The organism is Pantoea sp. EEL5, assembly GCF_049892805.1.
Classification (GTDB): Bacteria; Pseudomonadota; Gammaproteobacteria; order Enterobacterales; family Enterobacteriaceae; genus Pantoea; species Pantoea ananatis.
On the sequence record NZ_JBNDNJ010000007.1, the window covers coordinates 90,011 to 113,444 of the forward strand.

Sequence of the window (23,434 nt, forward strand, 5' to 3'; positions counted from 1 at the left end):
GAAATTTTGCAACATCCACGCCCCGGCATTACACTGCGCTTTTGATTACATTGATTGAAGGTGCTTATGTCTCAGCCCTACGAGCGACAACCGCTACCCTTACCGGGTGGCCATAAAAAAGTGCTGTTGCACTCCTGCTGCGCGCCCTGTTCGGGAGAAGTCATGGAGGCGATGCTGGCATCCGGCATTGAATACACCATCTATTTCTATAATCCGAACATCCATCCGCTTAAAGAGTATGAGCTGCGCAAAGACGAAAATATCCGCTTTGCCGAAAAGTTTGGCGTGCCGTTTGTCGATGCGGACTACGATCGTGACGACTGGTTTAAACGTGCCAAAGGGATGGAGTGGGAACCGGAGCGCGGTGAGCGCTGCACCATGTGCTTCGATATGCGTTTCGAGCGCACGGCGCTGTACGCCCATGAAAATGGTTTCCCGGTGATCACAAGTTCACTGGGGATTTCCCGCTGGAAGAACATGCAGCAAATTAACGACTGCGGCGTCCGTGCTGCCGCACATTATCCCGATCTGTCCTACTGGGAATTCAACTGGCGTAAAGGCGGCGGATCGGCACGCATGATTGAAATCAGTAAGCGTGAGAGTTTTTATCAGCAGGAATATTGCGGTTGTGTTTACTCCCTACGGGATACCAATCGTCATCGCGTTGCCAGTGGTCGCGAGCGGATCCAGATTGGCGTACAGTACTATAAGCCTGATGATAACTAGTTTTTTGCTGCCACGGTTAAAGCAAGCGGACTAAATGACCAACCCCGAAGGTTTCGTTTATTCCGCTAAATAACTTCTTTTTTGGGGGGGGTTCAGCCTTACTACATACGCTGCAAGGATGGGCGTTGCTGTCGGTAACGTTCAGTCGCTGGCTTTTACGGCATACGCTAGGCGTACAGCCCATCATCTGCTTGAAGGAGCGGGTAAAAGACTGCTGACTTTCAAAGTGGTATTTAACCGCCAGGCTGATAATGGGCGCATGGCTGTATTTTAAATCATTAATACAGGCAATTAATTTCTTTCTACGGATGTAATGGGCCAGCGTTTCATTATGATAACGGGAAAATAACTTTTGTAGATACCATTTTGAATAACCCGCCTTTTCAGCAATGTCGTCAATGCTTAAGCGCTGGTCCAGATTCTTATTAATCCAGTCAGTAACAGAAATAATCACGCTCTCATTGTATTTGTTCTCATTCATAACACCCCCTTAAATTTCGAAGGTGATTGTAAATTATCCTGTGTTTCTCAAAACATTACATGCGTAAAGATTCTTAAGGAAGTGAATGGTTATTTCCTGCGATGTGGAAGTAAAGGCTAAAAGATTATATTACGTTGCGATTTGTGTATTATTTGTTTACTGAATAGAGGGCATAATGAGTGATGTGATTAATTCACGCCAATAAGCATCGCGTTCATTTCCCCGTTTACCGGACAGGAATAACGCCTTCTGCGAGGGTGCAGGCACCGTCGCAGAAGGGCCATGGCTCAGAGCAGGTTGTTCTCGGCCAACTCAAGTGCAAAATAGCTGAAAATCAAATCTGCGCCAGCCCGCTTGATCGCGCCAAGGCTTTCGAGCGCGACATTACGCTCATCGATGGCGCCCGCCTGGGCTGCGAATTTAATCATCGCGTACTCACCACTAACCTGATAGGCCGCCAGCGGAAGTTCGGTGCGCTCGCGGATATCGCGCAGAATGTCCAGATAGGCTCCGGCCGGTTTAACCATCAGTGCATCGGCACCTTCAGCCGCGTCAATTAGCGACTCGCGAATAGCCTCACGACGGTTCATCGGGTTCATCTGATAGGTTTTACGATCGCCTTTCAGGGCCGTACCTGCCGCTTCCCGGAAGGGGCCATAGAAGGATGATGCAAACTTGGTGGAATAAGACATGATCGCTGTCTGGGTAAAGCCTGCGGCGTCCAGCGCCTGGCGTATCGCCTGAACCTGGCCATCCATTGCGGCAGAAGGCGCGATAAAGTCGGCCCCCGCCGCCGCCGCCACAACGGCCTGCTTGCCCAGATTGATCAGGGTGGCATCGTTATCGACGCCGTGGTCACACAGCACGCCACAGTGGCCGTGGCTGGTGTATTCGCAGAAGCAGGTATCCGACATCACGATCATTTCAGGCACGGTGTCTTTGCAGATTTTCGACATACGCGCCACCAGGCCGTTTTCATTCCACGCATCGCTGCCGGTCGCGTCGGTATGATGGGAAATCCCGAAGGTCATGACCGAGCGAATGCCCGCCTTAGCGATACGTTCAATTTCATAGGCAAGACGTTTTTCAGGAATACGTCTTACGCCAGGCATGGCCTGAATATCTTTATAGTCATCAACACCTTCCTCAACAAAAATGGGCAGGGCCAAATCGTTCAGGCTAAGGCTGGACTCCTGAAACATTGCACGCATTGACGCGCTGGCGCGCAATCTTCTGGGACGTTGGGTAAGGGAAAAATCAGACATAGACACTCACGTAGCCAGTTTAAATAAGACGCACAGTCTACTCCGATTAGGTGCAGGCGATGAAGGTTTGTGTGCGGTGTGCAGAGGCAGCAAAAGATTCTCCCGCCTCAGGGGCGGGAGAGAGGGGCGTTACTCGTTGATATTTGGGTGCTGTTCAACCAGATTTTTACGTTTGGCTTCCAGGCGGGCCATCTCGGCGTCGATATCTTCGATTTTCTGCTCGATGTTATCGTGATGCTCCTGCAGAATTTCGCGCGCTTCTTCCATGTCAGAGGCGGCGGGAGTTGCACCTTTCAGGGGCTTATTCGCCGTCTCTTTCATGTAGAGGCCGGTAATCAGGCCAATGACTGCAACCACCATCAGATAGTAAGCGGGCATATAAAGGTTGTTAGTCGATTCTACCAGCCAGGCCGCTAACGTTGGCGTCAGGCCTGCAATCAGTACCGATATGTTGAAGGCGCTGGCTAATGCACTGTAGCGAATGTGCGTCGGAAACATAGCAGGCAGTGACGAAGCCATCACGCCGGTAAAGGCATTAAGGATAACGGCCAGCAGCAACAACCCTGCGAAAATCATTCCCAGCATGCCACTGTTGATCATCATGAAGGCCGGAATGGCGAAGATCATCAGGGCGATACTGCCGATAATCACAAACGGACGACGGCCAAAGCGGTCGCTCAGCAGCCCCATCACGGGCTGGACAAACAGCATGCCCATCATGATGGCGATGATAATCAGCACGCCATGATCTTCAGAGTAGTGCAGGTTGTGCGACAGGTAACTTGGCATGTAGGTCAGCAACATGTAATAGGTCACGTTGGTTGCAATAACCAGACCGATACAGGCTAGCAGGCTACGCCAGTGTTTCGTGGCGATTTCTTTGAAAGAGACTTTCGGACCGTCACGCAGGCCTTCGCGATCGCCTTGTTCCAGTTTGTCGACGTGCTGCTGGAACGCGGGGGTTTCTTCCAGGGCATGGCGTAAATACAGGCCAATAATACCCAGTGGCAGGGCCAGGAAGAACGGAAGACGCCATCCCCACGCAAGGAAGTTCTCTTCGCCGATGATGGTAGAGATTAAGACGACGACGCCCGCGCCCAGCACGAAGCCGGCGATAGAACCGAAGTCCAGCCAGCTTCCCATAAAGCCGCGCTTACGGTCAGGCGAATACTCGGCCACAAAGATAGAGGCACCGGTATATTCCCCACCGACTGAGAAGCCCTGGGCCATTTTGGCCAACAGCAGCAGAACCGGCGCCCAGATGCCAATGGAGGCATAGGAGGGAATCAGGCCGATACAGAAGGTACTGACCGACATAATGACGATGGTAATCGACAGGATTTTCTGACGACCATATTTATCCCCCAGCATGCCGAAAAACAGACCGCCTAATGGACGAATCAGGAAAGGAACGGAGAAGGTTGCCAGTGCGGCAATCATTTGAATCCCTGGAGAGGCATCCGGAAAAAACACCTTACCTAAGGCATAAGCCACAAAGCCATAAACACCAAAATCAAACCACTCCATGGCGTTACCCAAAGAGGCGGCGGTAATGGCTTTACGTAAACGGGAATCATCAATGATGGTGACATCATCTATCCCAATCGGTTTTACACGCTTCCTACGCAATTTCATAGAATTACCCTGTAATGGAACATGAAAGTCCTCAACGGCGCGAACCGAAAACAGCGTTCAGACCGCTGCGTTGAGGAAATTTAAGCATAGCCGTAAAACAGCATTATCTGTCGATCCATCAAAACAACAAATACTGTTGTTATCTGATTTATCGGCCGCAGAGTATAACGTTTTTGTGTGATATTTGTCATGTTTGACCTGAAAACGAACAATTTTACCGGTGGTTTATAGCAGCCCCTAAAGCGAAAAAAAGTCAGGTTCTGCGCGCGTTTGCGTGTTAAGTGAGCGCTGCGGTTTGAGCTCACTCAGCCGTCTGGCTTAAAGCTATTAATAAAGATTAAGGATTGGGCGGGTTAAGGTTTGAGGCTTGCCTATCAGAACGCCTTCAGCAATACTCTTTCACCTTGATTTGGAGGAAGAATGCCAAGGAACTCCCCCCTTACTTGCCAGAGCCCTTGGGTGGCGCAGATAGATAGTGTAGAAAGAAAATTAATGAATTCCTCTGAGGTGCCCACGGCTTCCCGGTCTCCTGAGGCGCAGCTCAGTTCTGGATGGCTTAGCTGCCGCACGAAATACTGGATTGACCGCCTGGCTCAATTGAGCGAAGCATTACAAACATCGACCGTGACAGGTAAGCAACGCTCGGAATACGAGGAGTGCCAGCAACTGTTGCAGCAGTCGATGCCTACGCTGCAACGGCTGAATCAGCGCGCCAGTGCGCCTGTTGAGCACGTCATTCAGCAGGAAGAGGCCATTGCGGTGGCAATGCGGGCGGCGAGTAAGCAGCGTGCAGCACAGCGAAAAGCGCGTTGATTTAGCGCTTCTTCGCCGTCATTGTGCCGCGTGCGTCAGTAAGTTGCGGCTCAGGTGTTTTCAACCTCAACCGGCAAATGACCATATTGTTTCATCCACGCCACGATCGTGGGGTTATCCATGGGCCTGGCGTAAAAATAGCCCTGGATAAAGGTGACACCATGCTGCTGTAAATAGCGGAACTGCATTGCCGTTTCGACGCCTTCTCCCAATACCTGCAGCTTCAGTTTATGGCTCAGACTGATAATGGCGTCCAGCACCGGCGTTTCCCCCTCCAGGGATTCGATGGCATTGATAAAACCCTGATCGATTTTTAGGTAGTCCAGCGTAAAGGTTTGCAGGTAACTCAGAGAGCAGTGCCCCGTACCAAAGTCATCAATAGCGACTTTCATGCCTGCCTGACGTAGTTGCGCCAGCTTAGCCGCGACAAGGCTCCCTTCTTTGATCAGGCTCCGCTCCGTCAGTTCCAGAGTAATGTTGAATTCGGTTCTCGCCATCCTGTCAGCAAAATTAAGCATATCGTCAACAAAATCCGGGTGCTGAAGATGCTCGGCAGCCACGTTAATCGCCAGATGAAAGCCGGGGTTAGGCGCCCAGCTTTGCGTGTCTTCAACGATCAACGCCATCAAATGATGGGTAATCGGGATAATCATCCCTTCCGCTTCTGCGGCGGTAATAAAGGTGTCCGGGCGCACGCTGTTACCGTTGGGCAGGGTCCAGCGCAACAGGGCTTCTGCGCCCGTGCAACGTTGCAGCGTGCAGCTGTAGGTAGGTTGATAATGCACGCTGAACTGACGGGACTGAATGGCGCGACGAATTTCATCTCCCCAGGAAAAACGTCTGCGAAGCCAGGAGGCGGTAAGAATCATAAACAGCACGGAAAAAATCGCCGCCATCGGCATAAACACGAAAAGAAGCTGCGTCCATGTTTTAACCAGCTCAGCACCGGGCGCTATCAGGGTGACCTTGATGCTATAGCGGGAAGAGGTGGCATGATAGACCTGAGGCTTAAGCCACCTGTCGTCGGCCATTTCACGATCGCCTGACACGATTGGCGCACCGTTACTAAAACGCATGGTTATCTGATAATGATGCGTACTGCCCAGCGCGCTCATAAAATCAATAAGATACTGCCCTTCAACCATCACCCAGAGGGCTCTGCCAGCTGCCAGCTGGCGCACAAATATCACGGCAGGTCGGTCTGGCACGATGTAAGAACCCGCGATGGACAGGCTCCACCAGTCTTTGCCGGTCACGGGCGGGGCGACGCCAATCATGGCTTTAAGCGTAGCGGGCTTGTTACCGTAGGCAGAAGAGCAGCTTACCGTGTTACTTTCCAGTTTGCCGATACCGCGAAAATAGGGATGGAGAGTGCTATTAACCCGTAGCGTATTTTCTATCTTTTCACAGGGTTGGTACTCATACTGGCGCAGCCAGGCGATCATGCTCCAGGCGTTATCGCTGATTTTTTCTGCCTGAGACAGTAAGGTCGCGGCCGTATCAATTTGCTGTTCTTTTACTGTTTTTCTGGCATCAATTATCGTGAACAACAACCCCAGGAGCAGCGGCAATAGTCCTGCGAGGACAATGAGCGATTTGGCATGCTCATGTTTTCTTTTTATTAGCGGCACCGTAAAAACCTCTGAATCGTGATCGTGTTTTGAGAGGTGCTAAGGGTTAATGCAGCATAGCACGCCAGTTCACGCCGCTGGTGAACGGTCGGAAATCCCTTATTCTCCGATATGGTCAATTATCGACCTGGCAGGCAATTAATTGACAAAAAATTCATGCTATTAGTGAATGCTCACACATTAGTTTGATGGCGGCTGTAAACCGGTCGTGGAAAAGGTGAGCTTGGGGGCGTCCTGAAAAGGGTGCCGCAGCGAAGCCGTGGGAGGAGTAATCCAAAACACGGCAGCCAGAAGGGAGAGAAATGAGAACCCTCTTGTTACCTGGAAAGCGCGGCTGACCAACTGATGACGCGCCATAAATATGAGTACAGCAACCTGTCTAAACTACCCTGTGCCCCGACAGCATAACGACGTCGGGGCAACAACGTTTAGTCCTGGAAATAGATTTGCTTCAGGGCAACTTCGACGCCGCGCAGTTCTGCAAGCCCTTTAAGACGGCCAATGGCGGAATAGCCTGGGTTGGTGCGCTTACGCAAGTCATCCAGCATCTGGTGACCGTGATCGGGGCGCATCGGGATGGCTCGCTGTTCGCCCGCCCTACGGCGACGCTGCTCCTCGGCCAGGATCACTTTGATGACGCCAACCATATCCACATCGCCTGTCAGATGGGCCGCCTCGTGGAAGCTGTTGGGGTTCGTTTCTCGCTTTGTTGCCCGCAGGTGCACAAAGTTAATGCGGTCGGCATAGGTTTCTGCCATCTCGATAAGGGCATTATCCTCACGTACGCCGTAGGAACCGGTACAGAAACAGAATCCGTTATGCAGGCTGTCTACCGTTTCTTTCAGCCACTGCATGTCCTCTTGCGTGGAGATAATGCGCGGCAAACCAAGAATTGGACGGGGAGGATCATCAGGATGGACTGCCAGCTTAATGCCGACTTCTTCCGCCACCGGCACGATGGCGCGCAGAAAGGTGGCCATATGCTCGCGCAGCCTGGCTTTATCAATACCGTCGTATTGCGCCAGCTGAGCCTGAAATTGTTCGAGCGTATAACCCTCTTCTGCGCCGGGTAAGCCTGCGATGATGTTGCGCACCAGCGTAGCTTTCTCTTCCTCGGTCATGGCGGCGAAACGCGTTGCGGCGGCCTGTTGTTCGGCGGCGCTGTAATCTTTTTCCGCGCCGGGGCGTTGTAACAGATGCAGTTCAAACGCGGCAAAGGCATCGGCATCAAAGCGCAGCGCTTTAGCGCCGTCCGGCAGTTCCCAGGCCAGATCGGTACGCGTCCAGTCAAGAACCGGCATAAAGTTATAGCATACGGTGTCAATCCCGCAGGCTGCCAGGTTGCGAATTGACTGCTGATAATTGGCGATGTAGTGCTGATAATCGCCGCGTTGGGTCTTAATCGTTTCGTGCACAGGAATGCTTTCAACGACTGACCAGGTAAGACCTTTTTCCGCCAGCAGCGCCTGACGCGCTTTGATTTCGGCTACAGGCCACACTTCTCCGTTAGGGATGTGATGAAGTGCTGTGACAATTCCTGTTGCACCTGCCTGGCGGGCATCGTCAAGTGACACAGGATCGTTCGGGCCGTACCAGCGCCATGTATGTTCCATTATTGCTCCTTGGTGGACGTGTGGCCCAGTGGTCAGGCCGCTGGACCAAGAGTAAGATAGCGCGTAAATTAAGGCCGTGATCCGGATCGCAGCAATATAAATACGTATCATCTGATGCCAGAAAGGCGGCCTGCAACAGGAGAGAGTTATGGGGTTAGCGGTACTGAAAACTGAGCGGCTTTATCGGCAAATTGCTAATGCCATCATTGCGGGCATTCATGGCGGCGATTTCGTGCCGGGCGGGGCGCTGCCGCCCGAACGGGAACTGGCCCGACAACTGGGCGTCAGTCGTTCATCGGTGCGTGAAGCCCTGATAGCGCTGGAGATGACGGGTTACGTCAGCATCCACACCGGTACGGGGGTTTTTGTCGCTCAGACCTTACCGCAACCTTCAGCAGGCAAAGAAACCGAGAACTTCAGCCTGCAGGATCTGCTACAGGCGCGCGAAGCCTATGAGAGCATGCTGGCGGGCATGGCGGCGCGAAACGGCAGTGAGGCCCAGCGTCAGCAGCTGCTGTCCCTGAGCGCAGCGCTCCAGGCATTTAATGAAAACGACGCGGCTTTCATCGAGCAGGACAAAGGCTTTCATCTGCTGATTAGCGAGATGAGCGGCAATGATCTGTTGCGGGAAATGATGGAAAATCTGTGGAACAAACGCGACAGCGCCCATTTCCGCCGGCTGGAACGTCATTATGCCGACAATACCTTTGCAGATGAAATGAACGCGGACCATCAGCGCATCGCCGAGGCAATTGCGTCCGGTGATGAGCAGGCTGCACAGGCGGCGATGAGAGATCATCTGCAGCATGTGCAGCAGCGTTTACTTGGTTAACAGCCGCGAAGGCTTGGGTCGGCCGGTTCCCAGCATAATGGCCAGACGGCTCCCGCCCGGGGTGGTTTCCATTAAAATTTTAGTGATGCTGGTCAGAGGAACGGACAGCAGCATGCCGACCGGGCCCAGCAGCCAGCCCCAAAATATCAATGACAGAAACACCACCAATGTTGATAAGCCCAGACCGCGCCCCATGATGCGTGGCTCAAGCATATTGCCGAAAACCATGTGAATGGCAGTAAACAGCGCCGCCACCATCGCCGCGTCAAACACGCTGTTGAGCAGCAGCGCCTGCAGGAAAGGAGGAATACCGGCAATAATCGGCCCGATATTGGGAATAAAGTTAAGGATAAAGGCCACCACGCCCCACAGTAACGCAAATTTCACGTCCAGCAGGTAGAGCGTCAGCCAGACCGCGATGCCGGTGATCAGGCTGATTAGCGTCTTCAGTGCCAGATAATGCGTCACCCCTTTTAAGGCCTTGTGTAAACCGGCGATACGAATTTTGGGGTTCACAAACGAGTTACGCATTTTATAAGGCAGATGGTGCACCTCAAACAGCATAAAGACCACGGTGAGGATCAGTAACACGGTATTGGTCATCGCGCCTGAAAAGCCACTCAGCGCCACACTGGCCAGATTCATAACGGTATTAGGGTCGAAGCGCTGAACCAGGGCATCGGTTGAGATATTGAGATGGATGCTGGCTGCCAGATGCTGAACCACCGCCATTTTCTTTTCCATGATGGTGCGCAGTTGAGGATAGAGGTCGGAAAACTCACTCATCGAGCTTGCCAGTATGGCTCCCAGCAGCAGAATCACGATAAAAATCACCGTAATCACCAGGGTAATCGCCAACCCCCGCCGCAGCCCGCGCCGCATCAGTATCGTGACTAACGGATTCAGTACGATGGCAAAAAAGGCCGCCAGAAGTAACGGGACCAGAATGTCGGAGGCCGCTCTTATCCCGGCAAGGATAATCACCAGCATCGCGAGTTTGATTAAGATATTTTGTCCAATTTTTTCCTGCTGTAACGCGTTCATTCTGTATCTCTACGCATAAATAACTGATGAAAGTGTAGTTGAAGGAAAAGTAACGGTCTGATTTGTTAAGGGAAACGGTAAATCAGGCGAGTTTTTTACCCGATAAATGGCGGAATAAGCCGGATTTCCTGCTGTGTTGCCGTCTGGGTGTTAAAGGATTCTGGGGCGGATCCAGTGAGAAAGCTGTCGGAGACATCAAGGGCAGGGGGCATGAGCGCACAGGCGGTCACCCGCAACGACTGCGTCGCGGGTGAATGTGGCAGGATTATAATGACTGTGCGGATTCGCCCTCTTCTACTTCTTCACGTGCCGGCTTGTCTGCGCCAGGAATAAGAAGATTCAGGACAATGGCGACCAGGCCGCCGGTGGTGGCCGCGGAGCCAAACAGATTCTCAAACATGGGCGGCAGATGGGAAAGCGAAGCGGGAACGGATTCGATTCCCAGCCCGAAACTAAACGCCAGACCGACAATCAGTATTTCCCTGCGCGTTAGCGGAGCCTGGCTTAGGATGCGAATCCCCGCCGTGACGACGCAGCCGAACATCACCATTGTGGCTCCCCCCAGCACCGGTGTGGGAATCTGACGCAGCGCTTCGCTGAAAGGCGGAAACAGCCCCAGCAGGATAAGAATGACGCCGACGTAACGGCCGACAAAACGACTCGCCACGCCCGTCATCTGGATCACGCCGTTATTTTGCGCAAAGGTGGTGTTGGGAAAGGCGCTCAGCATCGCCGCAATCATGCAGCTCAGTCCGTCTGCCAGAATGCCGCCCTTGAGACGGGCGCTAAAGGTCTTGTCGGTAATAGATTTACCGGAAATCAGGCTGTTAGCAGTAAGATCGCCCACCGCCTCGATGATGCAGACCAGAGAGACCAGCACCACCGGAATGAAAAGCGTACTGTTGAAGTGAAAGCCAAACGGAAACAGAGAGGGTAAACGAAAGACGCTCTCACCCAGATCGTGAACCTGAAATTTGCCACTCAGGGCAGCGGCAATACAGCCTGCTGCGATGCCGGCCACGACCGATGAAAGGCGTAGCCAGCGGTTACCGGAGCAGCTCAGCACAACGATGACGCCAAGCGTTAACGCACCCAGCGCCAGGTTACTGAGGCTGGCAAAATCCTGGGCTTTCTCACCGCCGCACCAGTTAATCACACTGACTTTTATCAGGCTGATACCAATCAGCGCAATCACGCTCCCCGTCACCACCGGCGTAAAGACCCGCTTTAAGGTATCGATGAAGCGGCTGACGATGACCGGCACCAGCGCCGCGACAAAGTTGACGCCAAACAGCATCGCCATGATGTCTTCTGGACTGCCGCCCTGTGCTTTGACCCACAGGCCGCCGGAGATGGCCACACCAAGAAAGGCAAAACTGGTGCCCTGCATGCATATCATGCCGGCACCTATGCCCCATACCCGGTTTGACTGCAGAAACGTCCCGATGCCGGAGGCAAGGAGCGACATGCTGATCAAATAAGGCAGCCACGCATCCAGACCCAGCGCCGTGCCGATCAGCAACGGGGGCGTAATAATGCCAACCAGGCCCGCCAGCACATGCTGTAAAGCGCTGAAGAAAGCCTGGAGTGGTGGGATTCGCTGGTCCAGTCCGTACAGTAAGCCGCTGTTTTTTGGGTCAGACATGATTATCTCTTTCGGGTGCAGGGAGGTCCGACGATATTGCATAAAGCAGGCCAGGTTTTGCGTTGTGTCGAGGGATCTCATAAATAATGCTAATAATCATACAGATAGACCGTTACTCTGCGATGCAGGAAAGGCGGTAAGCTGTGAAACACATGATTCCTGATTTGCAATCAGGAAATTATTGGTTCAGAAAATGGCCGTGGTTGAGGGATTTTGCACCACTGTCGTGCACCAGTTTGGCTTAAGGGCGTTGCGCCAGCAGAGTGAACCTTGTCAAAGGCAGGCTGAGGGCAAGAGGTGCGTAAAAAGAAATATTCATTTCACTATGCGATTTAATGAAACTTAAAAGGAAGGCGGTGTTTTGTCTCTCCCTGCTTATTTTGACGCCTGACCGGGAAGGGACGACCGCATCAGTGCAGGCTTCACGCTGGCGCTTGTCGTCACAGCATACAGGCACTAACTTCCCCCCAGACAAGTCATGTACAGCCATTGCTGGCGAGCCGTTCAGAGCGACATGCAAAAATGCGATCTGCCCCGCTAAAAAGTAATTTTTCAAAAATATTTATTTGAAAAATTTATTCCATTGTAATAGCTTCTCAGCATGCTTTTGGCTTTTCCTGCCCAGCCAGCATGCCACTTCTTGTGCTTTGCCTGCTGGAACCGTACATACCAAAGAGGCAACATCATGACTATCGTAGGAAATTTTATTGGCGGTAAAACCACGTTCAGTGCCAGCAACGAAACCATTCCTGTGTTCGATCCGGCAACCGGCAAGGTGATCCGTGAACTTACCCAATGCAGCGCAGACGAAGTGGCCCAGGCAATCGACGTGGCGCATGCAGCCTTTCCTGCCTGGTCCAAAACCGCCCCGCTGCGCCGCGCACGCGTGATGTTCAACTTTAAAGCCTTAATGGAACAGCATCGTGATGAGCTGGCGGCGCTGATCGTGTCCGAGCACGGCAAAGTCTGGTCTGATGCGTTGGGTGAACTGACGCGCGGGATTGAGGTGATTGAGTTCGCCTGCGGCATTCCTCACCTGCTTAAGGGGGAGAACTCGCCTAACGTGGGCGGCGGCGTAGACAGCTACTCGCTCATGCAGCCGGTCGGCGTGGTTGCAGGGATTACCCCCTTCAATTTCCCCGCCATGGTGCCACTGTGGATGTTCCCTATTGCCCTGGCCTGCGGCAACACCTTTGTACTTAAACCCCCGGCGCTGGATCCGTCTGCCGCCGTGCGCATGGCGGAGTTACTGAAAGAAGCGGGCCTGCCGGATGGCGTTTTCAACGTGGTACACAGTTCGAATGAGAATGCAGAACAGCTTTACAAAGATCCCCGAATTGCGGCCGTTAGCTTTGTGGGTTCGTCGGGTGTGGCTGAGCACATTTACAAAACGGCCAGCGCGCACGGCAAACGCGTGCAGGCATTTGGCGCGGCCAAAAACCACGCTATCGTCATGCCTGATGCTGACCTGGACGCCACGGTCAATGCCATCATGGGGGGCGCATTTGGCTCGGCGGGTGAACGCTGCATGGCGTTGCCTGTCGTGGTCGCAGTAGGCGATGACACCGCCGATAAACTGATTTCGCGCCTGACGCCGCTGATTAAAGCATTACGCGTCGGGCCGGGCATGAGTAAGGGCAGTGACGAGAATGAAATGGGGCCTGTCGTTTCGGCCGCCCATCAGAAGAAAGTGCTGGGTTATATCGACATCGGCGAGCAGGAAGGGGCAACGCTGGTTGTGGATGGTCGTCACCAGAAGGTTGCAGGCTATGAGGACGGCTACTATGTCGGTGGAACGTTATTCGATCACGTAACCCCAGAGATGGTGATCTGGCGTGAAGAAATCTTTGGCCCGGTGCTGAGCATCATGCGCGCGCCGGATTACGACAGTGCGCTGAAACTGGTTAACAGTCACGAATTCGGCAACGGCAGCGCCATTTTTACCAGTAATGGTCACACGGCGCGTGAATTTGTCCAAAACGTCGAAGCCGGAATGGTCGGCGTCAACGTGCCCGTGCCGGTGCCAATGGCATTCCACAGTTTTGGTGGCTGGAAGCGCTCGGTGTTTGGCGCACTGAATGTCCACGGTCCGGACGGCGTACGTTTTTATACGCGCATGAAAACAGCGACCGTCCGTTGGCCGAGCGGCCAGCAAACGGTTTCTGAATTCAGTATGCCGACGTTGGGTTGAGTGGGCGCTGAGTGACAGCGTATTGACGATAAAGGGCGATGGATTAGGAGACGGCGGATGTCATTACTCTCAAAGGTAAAACAACCCGATGAGCAGGGGCGCATACAGCAGGTAACGCCAGACAGTGCGGGCTGGCGCTATGTGGGTTTCGAGTCTTTCCTGTTAAAACAAGGACAGACGCTCGACATGGCCAGCGGTGACAGCGAGCTTTGCCTGGTGCTGGTGGCAGGCCTGGCCTCGATTAGCACGCGTCATGCAAACTTTCCGGGGTTAGGTAAGCGAATGTCGCCGTTTGAACGTACGCCGCCTTATTCCGTGTATGTCCCTCATGATGATGCAGTGACGGTAAGAGCGGACAGCGATCTTGAGCTGGCGGTCTGCAAGGCACCGGGGCAGGGCGACAACCTGCCCGCCCGACTGATTGCGCCAGAAGATGTCGGCGTTGAGCGGCGCGGCAAAGGCCACAACCAGCGACTTGTGCACAACATTCTGCCGGACAGTGAACCGGCAAATAGCTTGCTGGTGGTGGAAGTGTTTACCGATGAGGGCAATACCAGTTCGTATCCGAGTCACAAGCACGACCAGGAAAACAGCGAGAACGAAACCTATCTGGAAGAAACCTATTACCACCGTTTTGAACCCGAACAGGGCTTCGCGATGCAGCGCGTTTATACGGACGATCGTTCTCTGGATGAGTGCATGGCTGTTTATAACCGGGATGTCGTCACCGTACCGCGCGGTTACCATCCTGTAGCAACCCTGGCTGGCTATAACAATTACTACCTTAACGTTATGGCAGGGCCGGTTCGCCTGTGGAAATTCAGCTGGGAACAGGATCATGCCTGGATCAACAGCGATCGCTATCCGTCACGTTAATCACGGCTGAAAGCAAAACGGCAGCCTGAGGGCTAATGCGGGTCATTTAAGGCCCGGTTGACCGATCCAGTGGCAGGTATCAAAGGGGTTCATGTTCATCATGAACCCTTTTTTATAGAACTCTCACAGGCTCTGGGCATCATTCATTCCACTTTTCCCGAACGCGCCCGCTCGCTCTCTGATCTTATTCCCGCTGAGCTTCAGCAGAGCTATCAGTGAGATATCGCGGCTCCTGATGAGTTACCCCGGGCACGGTTCCGGGCGAACTGAGAACGCCGTATGAAAAGGGCGAGATGGCTGATACTGCCGGGGCGAAGAGAACGAAACTCCCCGCGGGAGCTGCGAATAAGATCACGGAAATATGCCGATAAAAAAAAGCTGGTCACCTAAGTGACCAGCATTGAGCCTGAGGGCTGCGTTTTTGTTGCTGCAGAGGGCGTTTCTCGCCGGGACGCGCGGGGGCGTCATGCTCCCGGCTTTACTGAGGGCGCGTGTATCATGTGTTCAGGTATGACGTGTAAGCAGTGCCGCCGCAGCTGGCGGCATGTCAGGAGAGCTGACCGGACTGCGCATTCGCCAGCGCCAGGGATACGGCCAGCGTTTGTGCCAGGCACAGCGAGGCAACCTGAGAGCGAAAACCGTCAACCTGGGCTTCGCGTACAACGAAACAGACGTCACTGAAGGCGGCAAGTGGGCTGACCTGGCTGTCAGTGATCGCGATTAAGCTGGCACCGCGTTTGGCCCCCAACTCGACCACTTCTACCGCCTCCCTTGCATAGGGTGAACAGCTGATGGCAATCACCACATCTTTGGGCGTAACCAGATTAAGCTGTTCTGTAAACATGCCGCCCAGCCCGTCAATCAGGAAGGCACGGCGTTCCAGATGGCGCAGGGCATACACTAGATAGGAGGCAACGCTAAACGACCGCCGCAGGCCGATTACGTAGACATTTTCGGCTTCGTTCAGAAGCTGCACGGTTTTGTCTAACTGGTCCGGGCTCACCTGCATGGCCAGCTGCTGCAGGGCCTGACTGTTGACCATGGTGAAAACATTGAGAATTTCAGCCGGACTTTCGGGCGAATTCGCAGCATCGTCCACTGCTGTCTGACGAAACAGCCGCGCTCGTTCTGTATAGTTGACGGTCTCTTCCATCAGATGCTGACGAAAAACCTGTTTCATTTCATTGAAACCGCTGAAGCCAAATGCATTAGCAAAGCGAATCAGCGTAGATGGCGGAACGTCGGCCTGCTGCGCAATAGAGGCCACGGTGTCAAAAGCAATACTGTTACTGTTATCAAGGATATAACGAGCCACCTGCTTCAGACGCTTGCTCAGCGTTTCGTAGCGACGGCGAATCTCGTCCTGCAGCAGTGAAAGTTGGGAGGGATTATTACTCATGACATCTGCTCATTTGCGGAAAACGTGGCTGGATAATGAACGCTATGATATCAGATGGTTGGAAAATTTCATTTTTTTGTTATGTATGCAGCTTTTATTTCATTGGTTTATGAAATGACTCACAGATTCACCGCGACAGGGGCGACGCGCGGGCGAGCTGGCCACTAAAACAGGCTGCATCCGATGAGGGCACAGCCTTACACAAGACCTGATCATTCTCTTCAAGGCGGATAACAGTCTTACAGTCCGGTATTCTCCCGAATATATTTTCTTGCCTTTACCGCGTACTCGAACGGATTGGCCAACGCAGGATCCTGTTCAGCCTCAACCACCATCCAGCCTTGATAGCCGTAGTCATCAAGAATTTTGAAAACCGGTTTAAAATCAATCACGCCGTCGCCTGGAACGGTGAATGTGCCCTTTTTCACACCGTCCAGAAACGACAGGTGCTGGTCACGCACTTCTGCGACAATCTCATCCCGCACGTCTTTCAGATGAACGTGGAAAATGCGCGGCAGATGGGTTTTCAGCACTGCCAGCATCACGTCCTGTGAGCCTTCAGAATAATAGATGTGGCCGGTATCATAGAGTAAACCGACATTGTCATGCGTGAGCGCCATGAAACGGTCGATTTCCGCGGGCGTCTGAATGCCGGTGCCCATATGGTGGTGCAGGCAAACGCGCATCCCTTTCGCGGCGGCAAGGTCGGCAAGCGTATTGTAGCCTTCCGCCGTTCTCTGCCACTCGTCATCGTTAAACACCGGTTTGTGATCGAACACTGCCCGTGCTGTGCCCTGAATACTTTTACTCTGCTCTGAACAGCCGATCACCCGGGCACCCATTTCATAGAGAAAATTCATGTGCGCCGTAAAACCCTCAAGGGTCTCATCTTTGTCACCCTGCGCAAAAAATGTGCTGAACCAGGCGTTGCAGATCTGAATGCCGCGAATATCGAGCATTGGCTTGAGAATGGCAGGATCGCGTGGGTATTTGCTACCCACTTCACTCCCTGAGAAGCCCGCCAGTGCCATCTCGCTGACGGTTTGCTGAAAGGTATTCTCGCTGCCCAGCTCGGGCATATCATCATTTGTCCAGCCAATGGGCGCTATCGCCAGCTTTACGTTATCGTTGTTCATTGTTTACCTTCCAAAGGCGAGAGATTTAGTTATAGAATGCCGGACGAGCGGGCATTTCAATCGGTTCAATGGCACCGCTTTTCTGCGCCTTGATACAGGCGTCAGCGGCGACGGAGGCGGCAAAACCATCCCAGGCAGACGGACCGGTTAACTGCCCGGCTTTCACGTCGTTGATAAACGCCTGCAGTTCGACGTCGTAAGCCTCGATAAAGCGGTCTTTCCAGTCGACTAAAATGGTGTTGGAAAGTTTGGCCTGTTTGCGCAGCTGCACTGACGAAGGCTCCGGCAGTCTGGCGATGCCTTCTTCACCCACTACCTCACACTGAATGTCGTAGCCGTAGGTACAGTTAACAAAAATTTCTACATCGATGCGCACCCCTTTTTGCGTTTCAAACAGGACGATTTGCGGATCTTTCAGATGCGGACGCGCTTTGGAACTGACGCGCGGGAAAACCACCTGCACGCTTTTGTAGTCGTCACTCGTCAGCCAGCGCAGTACGTCAAGTTCATGAATTAACGTATTGGTGATCGCCATTTCCGTATTGTAATTTTCGGGCACCGTCGGATTGCGATGCGCGCAATGCAGCATGAGCGGCTCGCCGATTTCACCGTCGGTAATCACTTTTTTCAGCGCCCGGTAGCCGGCATCGTAAGGCCGCATAAAACCCACCTGAACCAGCCGCTTACCGTGCTGAATTTCTGCTTCGACTACCCGACGGCAACCCTCTGCGCTCATGGCCAGCGGTTTTTCACAGAACACCGGCTTACCCGCCGCGATGGCCGCCAGGGTAAACTCTTCATGCGTCGGATCCCATGAGGTCACCAGCACCGCATCCACATCAGGTGACTGAATCACCTCATAGCCATCCTTGCAGACTTGCGCATCACTATTCAGCCGTTGCAGTGCAGCCTGCGCGCCTTCAACGTTGATATCGGATACCGCGACCACTCTTGCCCCTTGTAAGACATTGTTGCAGCGGCGAATGTGTTCCTGACCAATCGCGCCTGTTCCAATCACACCAAGTTTCAATGTCATAATTACACCTGTAGGGTTAAATCGAAGAGAAGAAACAAGGGCCGTCAGACGGCCCGGAAATCAGTATTTGCGGGCCTGTGCCAGATGCGCATTCAGTTTGTCCGCCACATCCTGCGTGCGCGCCGATTGGGCAGTTTGTGCAACGCCAACGTGCCACCAGCTGAAATATTTATGAATCATGGTCTTGGGCAGTACTTTAATATCTATCAGCGTAGAAACCTGCTGTGTTTTCGCATCGTCCAGCGCAGCCTTAAGCTGTTCCAGCGTGCTGACGCGATAGGTCTTGCACCCATAACCGGCAGCAATTGCGGCAAAGTCTACCGGCACCAGGCTGCCGTTTAGCTTACCGCTGTCCGTATTGCGGAAGCGAAACTCGGTAATGAAGCTGTCCATACCGTGCTCCATTTGCAGGTTGTTAATGCAGCCATTGCTCATGTTATCCAGCAGCACCACGTTGATTTTGGCACCCTCCTGAATGGAGGTCACCAGCTCGGAATGCAGCATCATAAAAGAGCCGTCGCCGACCAGGGCATAGACTTCCCGCTGGGGCTCCGCAAGCTTAACGCCTAACGCCGCATTCACTTCATATCCCATACAGGAATAGCCGTATTCGAGGTGATAGCCGTTATAGCCGCGCGTGCGCCAGACGCGTTGCAGGTCGCCGGGCAGGCTGCCTGCAGCACCGACGATGACGGCATCGGCAGGCAAATGTTGGTTGAGGGTACCCAAGACACTGCTTTGGGTCAGCAGAGACTGCGTCAAGCGATTGAATTCGGCGTAGACGGCGTCCCGATCCAGATGGTCGGCAATCTCGGGCACAAATTCAGCATCGTTATGTGTAACGTGATACACGCGCTGTCTTTCTTCTTCTAACTGGTGCCGCGCCTCGGCAACCTGCGTGCCCCAGTCGTTGCCGTAGTGCTGCGAAACCAGCCCATGACTGAGCGCCAGCAGGGCTTCACGCGCATCGGCAAGCAGCTGCACGCCGTCCAGTTTGTAGCTGTCAAAATTGCTGACGTTGATGTTAAGAAAGCTCACTTCCGGATGCCGGAAAATCCATTTCGATGAGGTGGTAAAATCGGTATAGCGTGTGCCAATCCCAATCACCAGATCGGCGTCTTTTGCCAGCAGGTTTGCCGCCAGACAGCCGGTTTCACCTACGCCGCCAACGTTGAGCGGATGATCGGACAGCAGCGTCCCTTTTCCGGCCTGCGTTTCAGCGAACGGAATCTGATACCGTTCAGCGAACGCCTGCAGCGCCTCGCCCGCCCCCGAATATTTGACGCCACCGCCGCAGATAATCAGCGGCTTACGTTTGCGGATAATAAGCTTCAGCGCATCTTCAAGTTGGGCCACGGTGGGCTGACGACGGTCCAGTCGGTGCACGCGTTTCTGGAAGAAATAGTCGGGGTAATCCCAGGCTTCGCCTTGCACATCTTGCGGTAAAGAGAGCGTGACGGCCCCGGTTTCAGCGGGGTCGGTGAGCACGCGCATCGCATTAATACAGGCGCTCATTAACTGTTCAGGGCGGCTGATGCGATCCCAGTATTTACTGACCGCTCTGAAGGCATCATTGGTGCTGATGCTCAGATCCCAGGATTGCTCAATCTGTTGCAACACCGGGTCAGGTTGTCGGGTGGCAAAAACGTCACCGGGCAGCAGCAGCAGGGGAATTCGGTTCGCCGTCGCCGTGGCCGCCGCCGTTAACATGTTGGCCGCACCCGGGCCAACAGAAGAGGTGCAGGCGATGATCTGACGCCGCAGGGATTGTTTGGCAAAGCCGGTTGCAGCGTGCGCCATTCCCTGCTCATTGCGTCCCTGGTATACCACCAGATCCCCACTGTCCTGTTCCAGTGCCTGGCCCAGACCCAGTACATTGCCATGGCCAAAAATGGCAAAAATGCCATGGACAAACTTCGTCTCATGCCCGTCTACGTCAATGTATTGATTATCAAGAAATTTAACTAATGCCTGTGCGGTAGTCAGTTTGATGGTGGCCATAAACTTTCCTCAACGTGCTGGCTGTAGCGGCGTCCGGCCCCGCGTATAAACGGCGTGACGTAACGGAGAGAGCTACCGGGATAACTGAAATGTCAGAGGATTATAAACAAATGCATTTTTCATAAAATACAATTACAGAAGAAATATTTCATTTTGCGAGGGGGATCAAATTTACATTCCTGCCGATCCCACGTAATACGCAGGAAAGGGGGGAACTGGAATGATTGGTGAGAGTTGCCGTTTTTTAAGATATTTCATTTCATTGTCAGGTCAGCCCTAAAAGACGGGCGGTGAGTCTGCCGCCTTGTGGTACGCGGTGCGCAGGGCATGGCGATAAAGTACCGGGGAGCGACAGATTTTTAACTGGTTCACATAATTGCATTGTAAGTTTCATTTTGAATTGAGTTTGGAATATTTGTTCCTCATACTGTGTTTATCGCTAATCAGACACCTTCAGACCCCGATATCCAACTTGTCCACAGTGTCTGCTCATCACAGAAGGAAACCAGAAGCATGAGTACACAACAGAAGCGTCTTGATGTGATTTGTATTGGACGCATCGCCGTAGACTTCTATGGTCAGCAAATTGGCGCGCGACTGGAGGACACCACGTCCTTTGCCAAATATCTTGGCGGTTCATCGGGTAACGTCGCTTATGGCACCGCTATTCAGGGGTTGCGTTCAGCCATGCTGGCGCGCGTGGGCGATGAGCATAACGGCCGTTTTTTACGTGAAAGCCTGCAAAGGGTTGGGTGTAATACCGATGCGCTGATAACGGATAAAAAACGCCTTACTGCCCTGGTGATTCTCGGCATCAAAGACGACGAAACGTTCCCACTCATTTTTTATCGTGATAACTGCGCCGATATGGGGCTGGTGCCAGAGGATATCGAGGAGTCCTTTATCGCCTCCTCCCGCTCGGTAGCGGTCACCGGCACGCACTTGTCACATCCCCAGACCCGGGCGGCTGTGCTAAAGGCGCTGGAGCTCGCCCGCAAAAACGGCCTGCGAACGGCGCTGGATATCGACTACCGGCCAGTATTGTGGGGATTAACCTCGCTGGGTGACGGTGAAACACGTTTCATTGCATCGTCAGAGGTAACGGCGCAACTGCAGCAGGTCGTCCACTATTTCGATCTTATCGTAGGCACCGAAGAAGAATTCCATATCGCGGGCGGCAGCACCGATACGCTGACGGCGCTGAGAAATGTCCGTGAGGTCAGTAAGGCTACGCTGGTCTGTAAGCGGGGTGCAATGGGATGCGTTGTCTTTGAACATGAGATTCCGGAAAGCTGGGAGCAGGTAACGCTGCACAGCGGCGTGCGCGTCGAGGTGTTAAACGTGCTGGGCGCAGGTGACGCGTTTATGTCGGGCCTGCTGCGTGGCTGGTTAAATGATGAAGGCTGGGAGCAGGCCTGCCGTTATGCCAATGCCTGCGGTGCGTTGGTGGTTTCACGCCATGGTTGCGCGCCGGCGATGCCGACCCGAGAAGAACTGGACGATTTTCTGAGCCGCGAAAACGCCGTCAAGCGTCCGGATCTGGACAGTCGATTAACGCACCTGCACCGCGTGACCACCCGGCAGCGTGCCTGGCCGGAACTCAATATCTTTGCCTTTGACCATCGTAAGCAACTGGTCGATATGGCCAAGGCAGCGGGGGCTGACGTCAGCCACATTCCTCAACTCAAGCTCCTGCTGCTCCAGGCCGCAGAGCAGGCGGTACAGCAGGCAGGCATTGAAAGCAAAAGCGGCATTCTGGCCGATACCACCTTCGGGCAACGGACGCTTAACGCCATTACCGGCAAGAACAGATGGATCGGGCGGCCGATAGAGTTACCGGGATCCCGACCGTTACGCCTTGAACACGGCGATATCGGCACACAGCTTGCCAACTGGCCAATGGAGCACGTGGTAAAATGTCTGGTGTTTTATCACCCGCATGACAGCGCCGAACTGCGTGAAGAGCAGGATGCCGTGTTGCTGGATGTCTGGAAAGGCTGTAACAAAAGCGGGCATGAACTGCTGTTGGAAGTGATTCTGCCAGAGGGGCAGCCAGACCGTAACGAAGCCTGTTATCTGGCGGTTCTGAGCCACTTTTATGCGTTGGGAATCAAGCCGGACTGGTGGAAATTACCGCCCCTGTCAACAGCGAGCTGGCAGGCCATTGGCACCCTGATTGAGGCGCAGGATCCTCACTGTCGCGGTATCCTGTTGCTCGGGCTGGATGCGCCAGAGGAGACGCTGAAACTCGGTTTCGCTGCGGCTGCGGCTGCGCCATGGGTGAAAGGCTTCGCGGTGGGACGGACGATTTTTGCCCAGCCTTCAAGTCAGTGGTTGCAGGGTGAAATTGACGACGCGGCGCTGGTAACGGCTGTAAAAGATAACTATCTGCGTTTGATTGATTACTGGCGCACGGCACGCGAGCAGGCGTGAAAAGAACCAGAATCGAGCCGTGTGGAGACGTGCTTTCCCACGCGGCTCGCTGTTTTCAGGGCGGGAACCTGAAATAACACCCATATCAGGCAAGGGCCTGTTGCGGTTATTTCAGTTTAATGCTCTTCACTACCGTTTCAGCATCGCTTTGCGCCTGCTGCTGGTTCTGGCCCGGCAGCGTGATCTGCATGGTCATCAGCTTACCATCCACCTTTGCCAACACGACGGAAGACCAGGAGGTCTGGTTATTGGCTGAGATCACGGTGTCCAGCTGCTGTGCAGGTTCGCCGCCCAGGGTGACCGCTTTGTTAGAGACAACCTGTAGCTGCGGATCGCGGTTACGCTGCTGTTGTTCCATGCGCTGTGATAAAACATCCAGCCCTTCGTTAGTGGGATCACCTGCAATGACGATAATCGCCCGCGCGCCGCTTTCATCAGCATACACGTGCATATTGGTGCTTTGTGAGCCCAGCTTGCCGCTCTTATCGGACATGCCCGGCGGTAAGGCGAAGCTTAACTTGCCATCCATCAGCGTCACGGTTTGTGCCGACTGACTGGCAGATGCGCCGTTGTCGTTTGCCGCGTCATCTTTCTTTTGGTCACAGGCGGCAAGGCCGAGGACCAGCAAACCAATTCCCGCATATTTCACTAAATTACGCATCAGAATCCCTTTTTAA

The 23,434-nt window shown here is 53.6% G+C and carries 18 protein-coding genes; 6 read left to right on the plus strand and 12 right to left on the minus strand.

Annotation, left to right across the window (positions count from 1 at the left end; all coding sequences use genetic code 11):
* The first annotated feature begins 66 nt into the window (after nt 1-66).
* Entirely contained in the window at nt 67-726 is a 660-nt protein-coding gene (locus ACPXSQ_RS20255; RefSeq protein ID WP_014594818.1) for an epoxyqueuosine reductase QueH, read from the plus strand.
* A 16-nt stretch (nt 727-742) separates the two neighbouring features.
* Here the strand turns inward: ACPXSQ_RS20255 and ACPXSQ_RS20260 are convergent, their stop codons facing one another.
* From ACPXSQ_RS20260 to proP, 3 genes are all read right to left on the minus strand, one after another.
* Nucleotides 743-1,207 (minus strand): helix-turn-helix domain-containing protein, encoded by a 465-nt coding sequence (locus ACPXSQ_RS20260; protein ID WP_015699366.1) that lies wholly within the window; start codon nt 1,205-1,207, stop codon nt 743-745.
* Nucleotides 1,208-1,494: 287 nt separating this feature from the next.
* Complete coding sequence (gene hemB, locus ACPXSQ_RS20265) at nt 1,495-2,472, minus strand: porphobilinogen synthase (RefSeq protein ID WP_041457848.1); 978 nt, start codon at nt 2,470-2,472, stop codon at nt 1,495-1,497.
* Nucleotides 2,473-2,601: 129 nt separating this feature from the next.
* Complete coding sequence (proP, locus tag ACPXSQ_RS20270; RefSeq protein WP_013027585.1) at nt 2,602-4,107, minus strand: glycine betaine/L-proline transporter ProP; 1,506 nt, start codon at nt 4,105-4,107, stop codon at nt 2,602-2,604.
* A gap of 492 nt (nt 4,108-4,599) precedes the next feature.
* Between proP and ACPXSQ_RS20275 the strand changes: the two genes are divergently transcribed.
* Complete coding sequence (locus ACPXSQ_RS20275; protein ID WP_013027584.1) at nt 4,600-4,920, plus strand: hypothetical protein; 321 nt, start codon at nt 4,600-4,602, stop codon at nt 4,918-4,920.
* Nucleotides 4,921-4,970: 50 nt separating this feature from the next.
* Here the strand turns inward: ACPXSQ_RS20275 and ACPXSQ_RS20280 are convergent, their stop codons facing one another.
* Together ACPXSQ_RS20280 and uxuA are read right to left on the minus strand one after the other, a co-directional pair.
* Nucleotides 4,971-6,551 carry an EAL domain-containing protein gene (locus ACPXSQ_RS20280; RefSeq protein WP_013027583.1) on the minus strand — a complete coding sequence of 527 codons (1,581 nt, stop codon included), beginning with the start codon at nt 6,549-6,551 and terminating at the stop codon, nt 4,971-4,973.
* Between the two features lie 428 nt (nt 6,552-6,979).
* Nucleotides 6,980-8,164, minus strand: coding sequence for a mannonate dehydratase (gene uxuA, locus ACPXSQ_RS20285; RefSeq protein ID WP_014604819.1), 1,185 nt, complete (start codon nt 8,162-8,164; stop codon nt 6,980-6,982).
* Between the two features lie 148 nt (nt 8,165-8,312).
* Between uxuA and ACPXSQ_RS20290 the strand changes: the two genes are divergently transcribed.
* Nucleotides 8,313-8,996 (plus strand): FadR/GntR family transcriptional regulator, encoded by a 684-nt coding sequence (locus tag ACPXSQ_RS20290; protein WP_013027581.1) that lies wholly within the window; start codon nt 8,313-8,315, stop codon nt 8,994-8,996.
* Here the strand turns inward: ACPXSQ_RS20290 and ACPXSQ_RS20295 are convergent.
* Nucleotides 8,985-10,040 carry an AI-2E family transporter gene (locus tag ACPXSQ_RS20295; protein ID WP_013027580.1) on the minus strand — a complete coding sequence of 352 codons (1,056 nt, stop codon included), beginning with the start codon at nt 10,038-10,040 and terminating at the stop codon, nt 8,985-8,987. The two genes, ACPXSQ_RS20290 and ACPXSQ_RS20295, sit on opposite strands and share 12 nt — an antisense overlap.
* 265 nt (nt 10,041-10,305) lie before the next feature.
* Nucleotides 10,306-11,685, minus strand: a complete 1,380-nt coding sequence (locus tag ACPXSQ_RS20300) for a nucleobase:cation symporter-2 family protein (protein WP_026021056.1) — start codon at nt 11,683-11,685, stop codon at nt 10,306-10,308.
* Between the two features lie 685 nt (nt 11,686-12,370).
* Here ACPXSQ_RS20300 and ACPXSQ_RS20305 point away from each other — a divergent pair.
* Together ACPXSQ_RS20305 and iolB are read left to right on the plus strand one after the other, a co-directional pair.
* Nucleotides 12,371-13,876: a CoA-acylating methylmalonate-semialdehyde dehydrogenase gene (locus tag ACPXSQ_RS20305; protein WP_014604821.1), complete on the plus strand. Its 1,506-nt coding sequence runs from the start codon at nt 12,371-12,373 to the stop codon at nt 13,874-13,876.
* A 57-nt stretch (nt 13,877-13,933) separates the two neighbouring features.
* Nucleotides 13,934-14,752, plus strand: a complete 819-nt coding sequence (gene iolB, locus ACPXSQ_RS20310; protein WP_014604822.1) for a 5-deoxy-glucuronate isomerase — start codon at nt 13,934-13,936, stop codon at nt 14,750-14,752.
* Nucleotides 14,753-15,299: 547 nt separating this feature from the next.
* Here iolB and ACPXSQ_RS20315 read toward each other — a convergent pair.
* The 4 genes from ACPXSQ_RS20315 to iolD form a co-directional block, all read right to left on the minus strand.
* On the minus strand, nt 15,300-16,151 hold the full coding sequence (locus ACPXSQ_RS20315) for a MurR/RpiR family transcriptional regulator (protein ID WP_426144258.1): 852 nt from the start codon (nt 16,149-16,151) through the stop codon (nt 15,300-15,302).
* A gap of 239 nt (nt 16,152-16,390) precedes the next feature.
* Nucleotides 16,391-17,287, minus strand: coding sequence for a myo-inosose-2 dehydratase (gene iolE / locus ACPXSQ_RS20320; RefSeq protein WP_013027574.1), 897 nt, complete (start codon nt 17,285-17,287; stop codon nt 16,391-16,393).
* A 25-nt stretch (nt 17,288-17,312) separates the two neighbouring features.
* Nucleotides 17,313-18,323: a Gfo/Idh/MocA family protein gene (locus ACPXSQ_RS20325; protein WP_013027573.1), complete on the minus strand. Its 1,011-nt coding sequence runs from the start codon at nt 18,321-18,323 to the stop codon at nt 17,313-17,315.
* A gap of 60 nt (nt 18,324-18,383) precedes the next feature.
* Entirely contained in the window at nt 18,384-20,324 is a 1,941-nt protein-coding gene (gene iolD / locus ACPXSQ_RS20330; RefSeq protein WP_019106369.1) for a 3D-(3,5/4)-trihydroxycyclohexane-1,2-dione acylhydrolase (decyclizing), read from the minus strand.
* Nucleotides 20,325-20,837: 513 nt separating this feature from the next.
* Here iolD and ACPXSQ_RS20335 point away from each other — a divergent pair.
* Nucleotides 20,838-22,757: a bifunctional 5-dehydro-2-deoxygluconokinase/5-dehydro-2-deoxyphosphogluconate aldolase gene (locus tag ACPXSQ_RS20335; protein ID WP_019106370.1), complete on the plus strand. Its 1,920-nt coding sequence runs from the start codon at nt 20,838-20,840 to the stop codon at nt 22,755-22,757.
* Nucleotides 22,758-22,863: 106 nt separating this feature from the next.
* On the opposite strand, the gene ACPXSQ_RS20340 is transcribed toward ACPXSQ_RS20335, so the two are convergent.
* Complete coding sequence (locus ACPXSQ_RS20340) at nt 22,864-23,418, minus strand: DcrB family lipoprotein (protein WP_013027570.1); 555 nt, start codon at nt 23,416-23,418, stop codon at nt 22,864-22,866.
* Nucleotides 23,419-23,434: the final 16 nt, after the last annotated feature.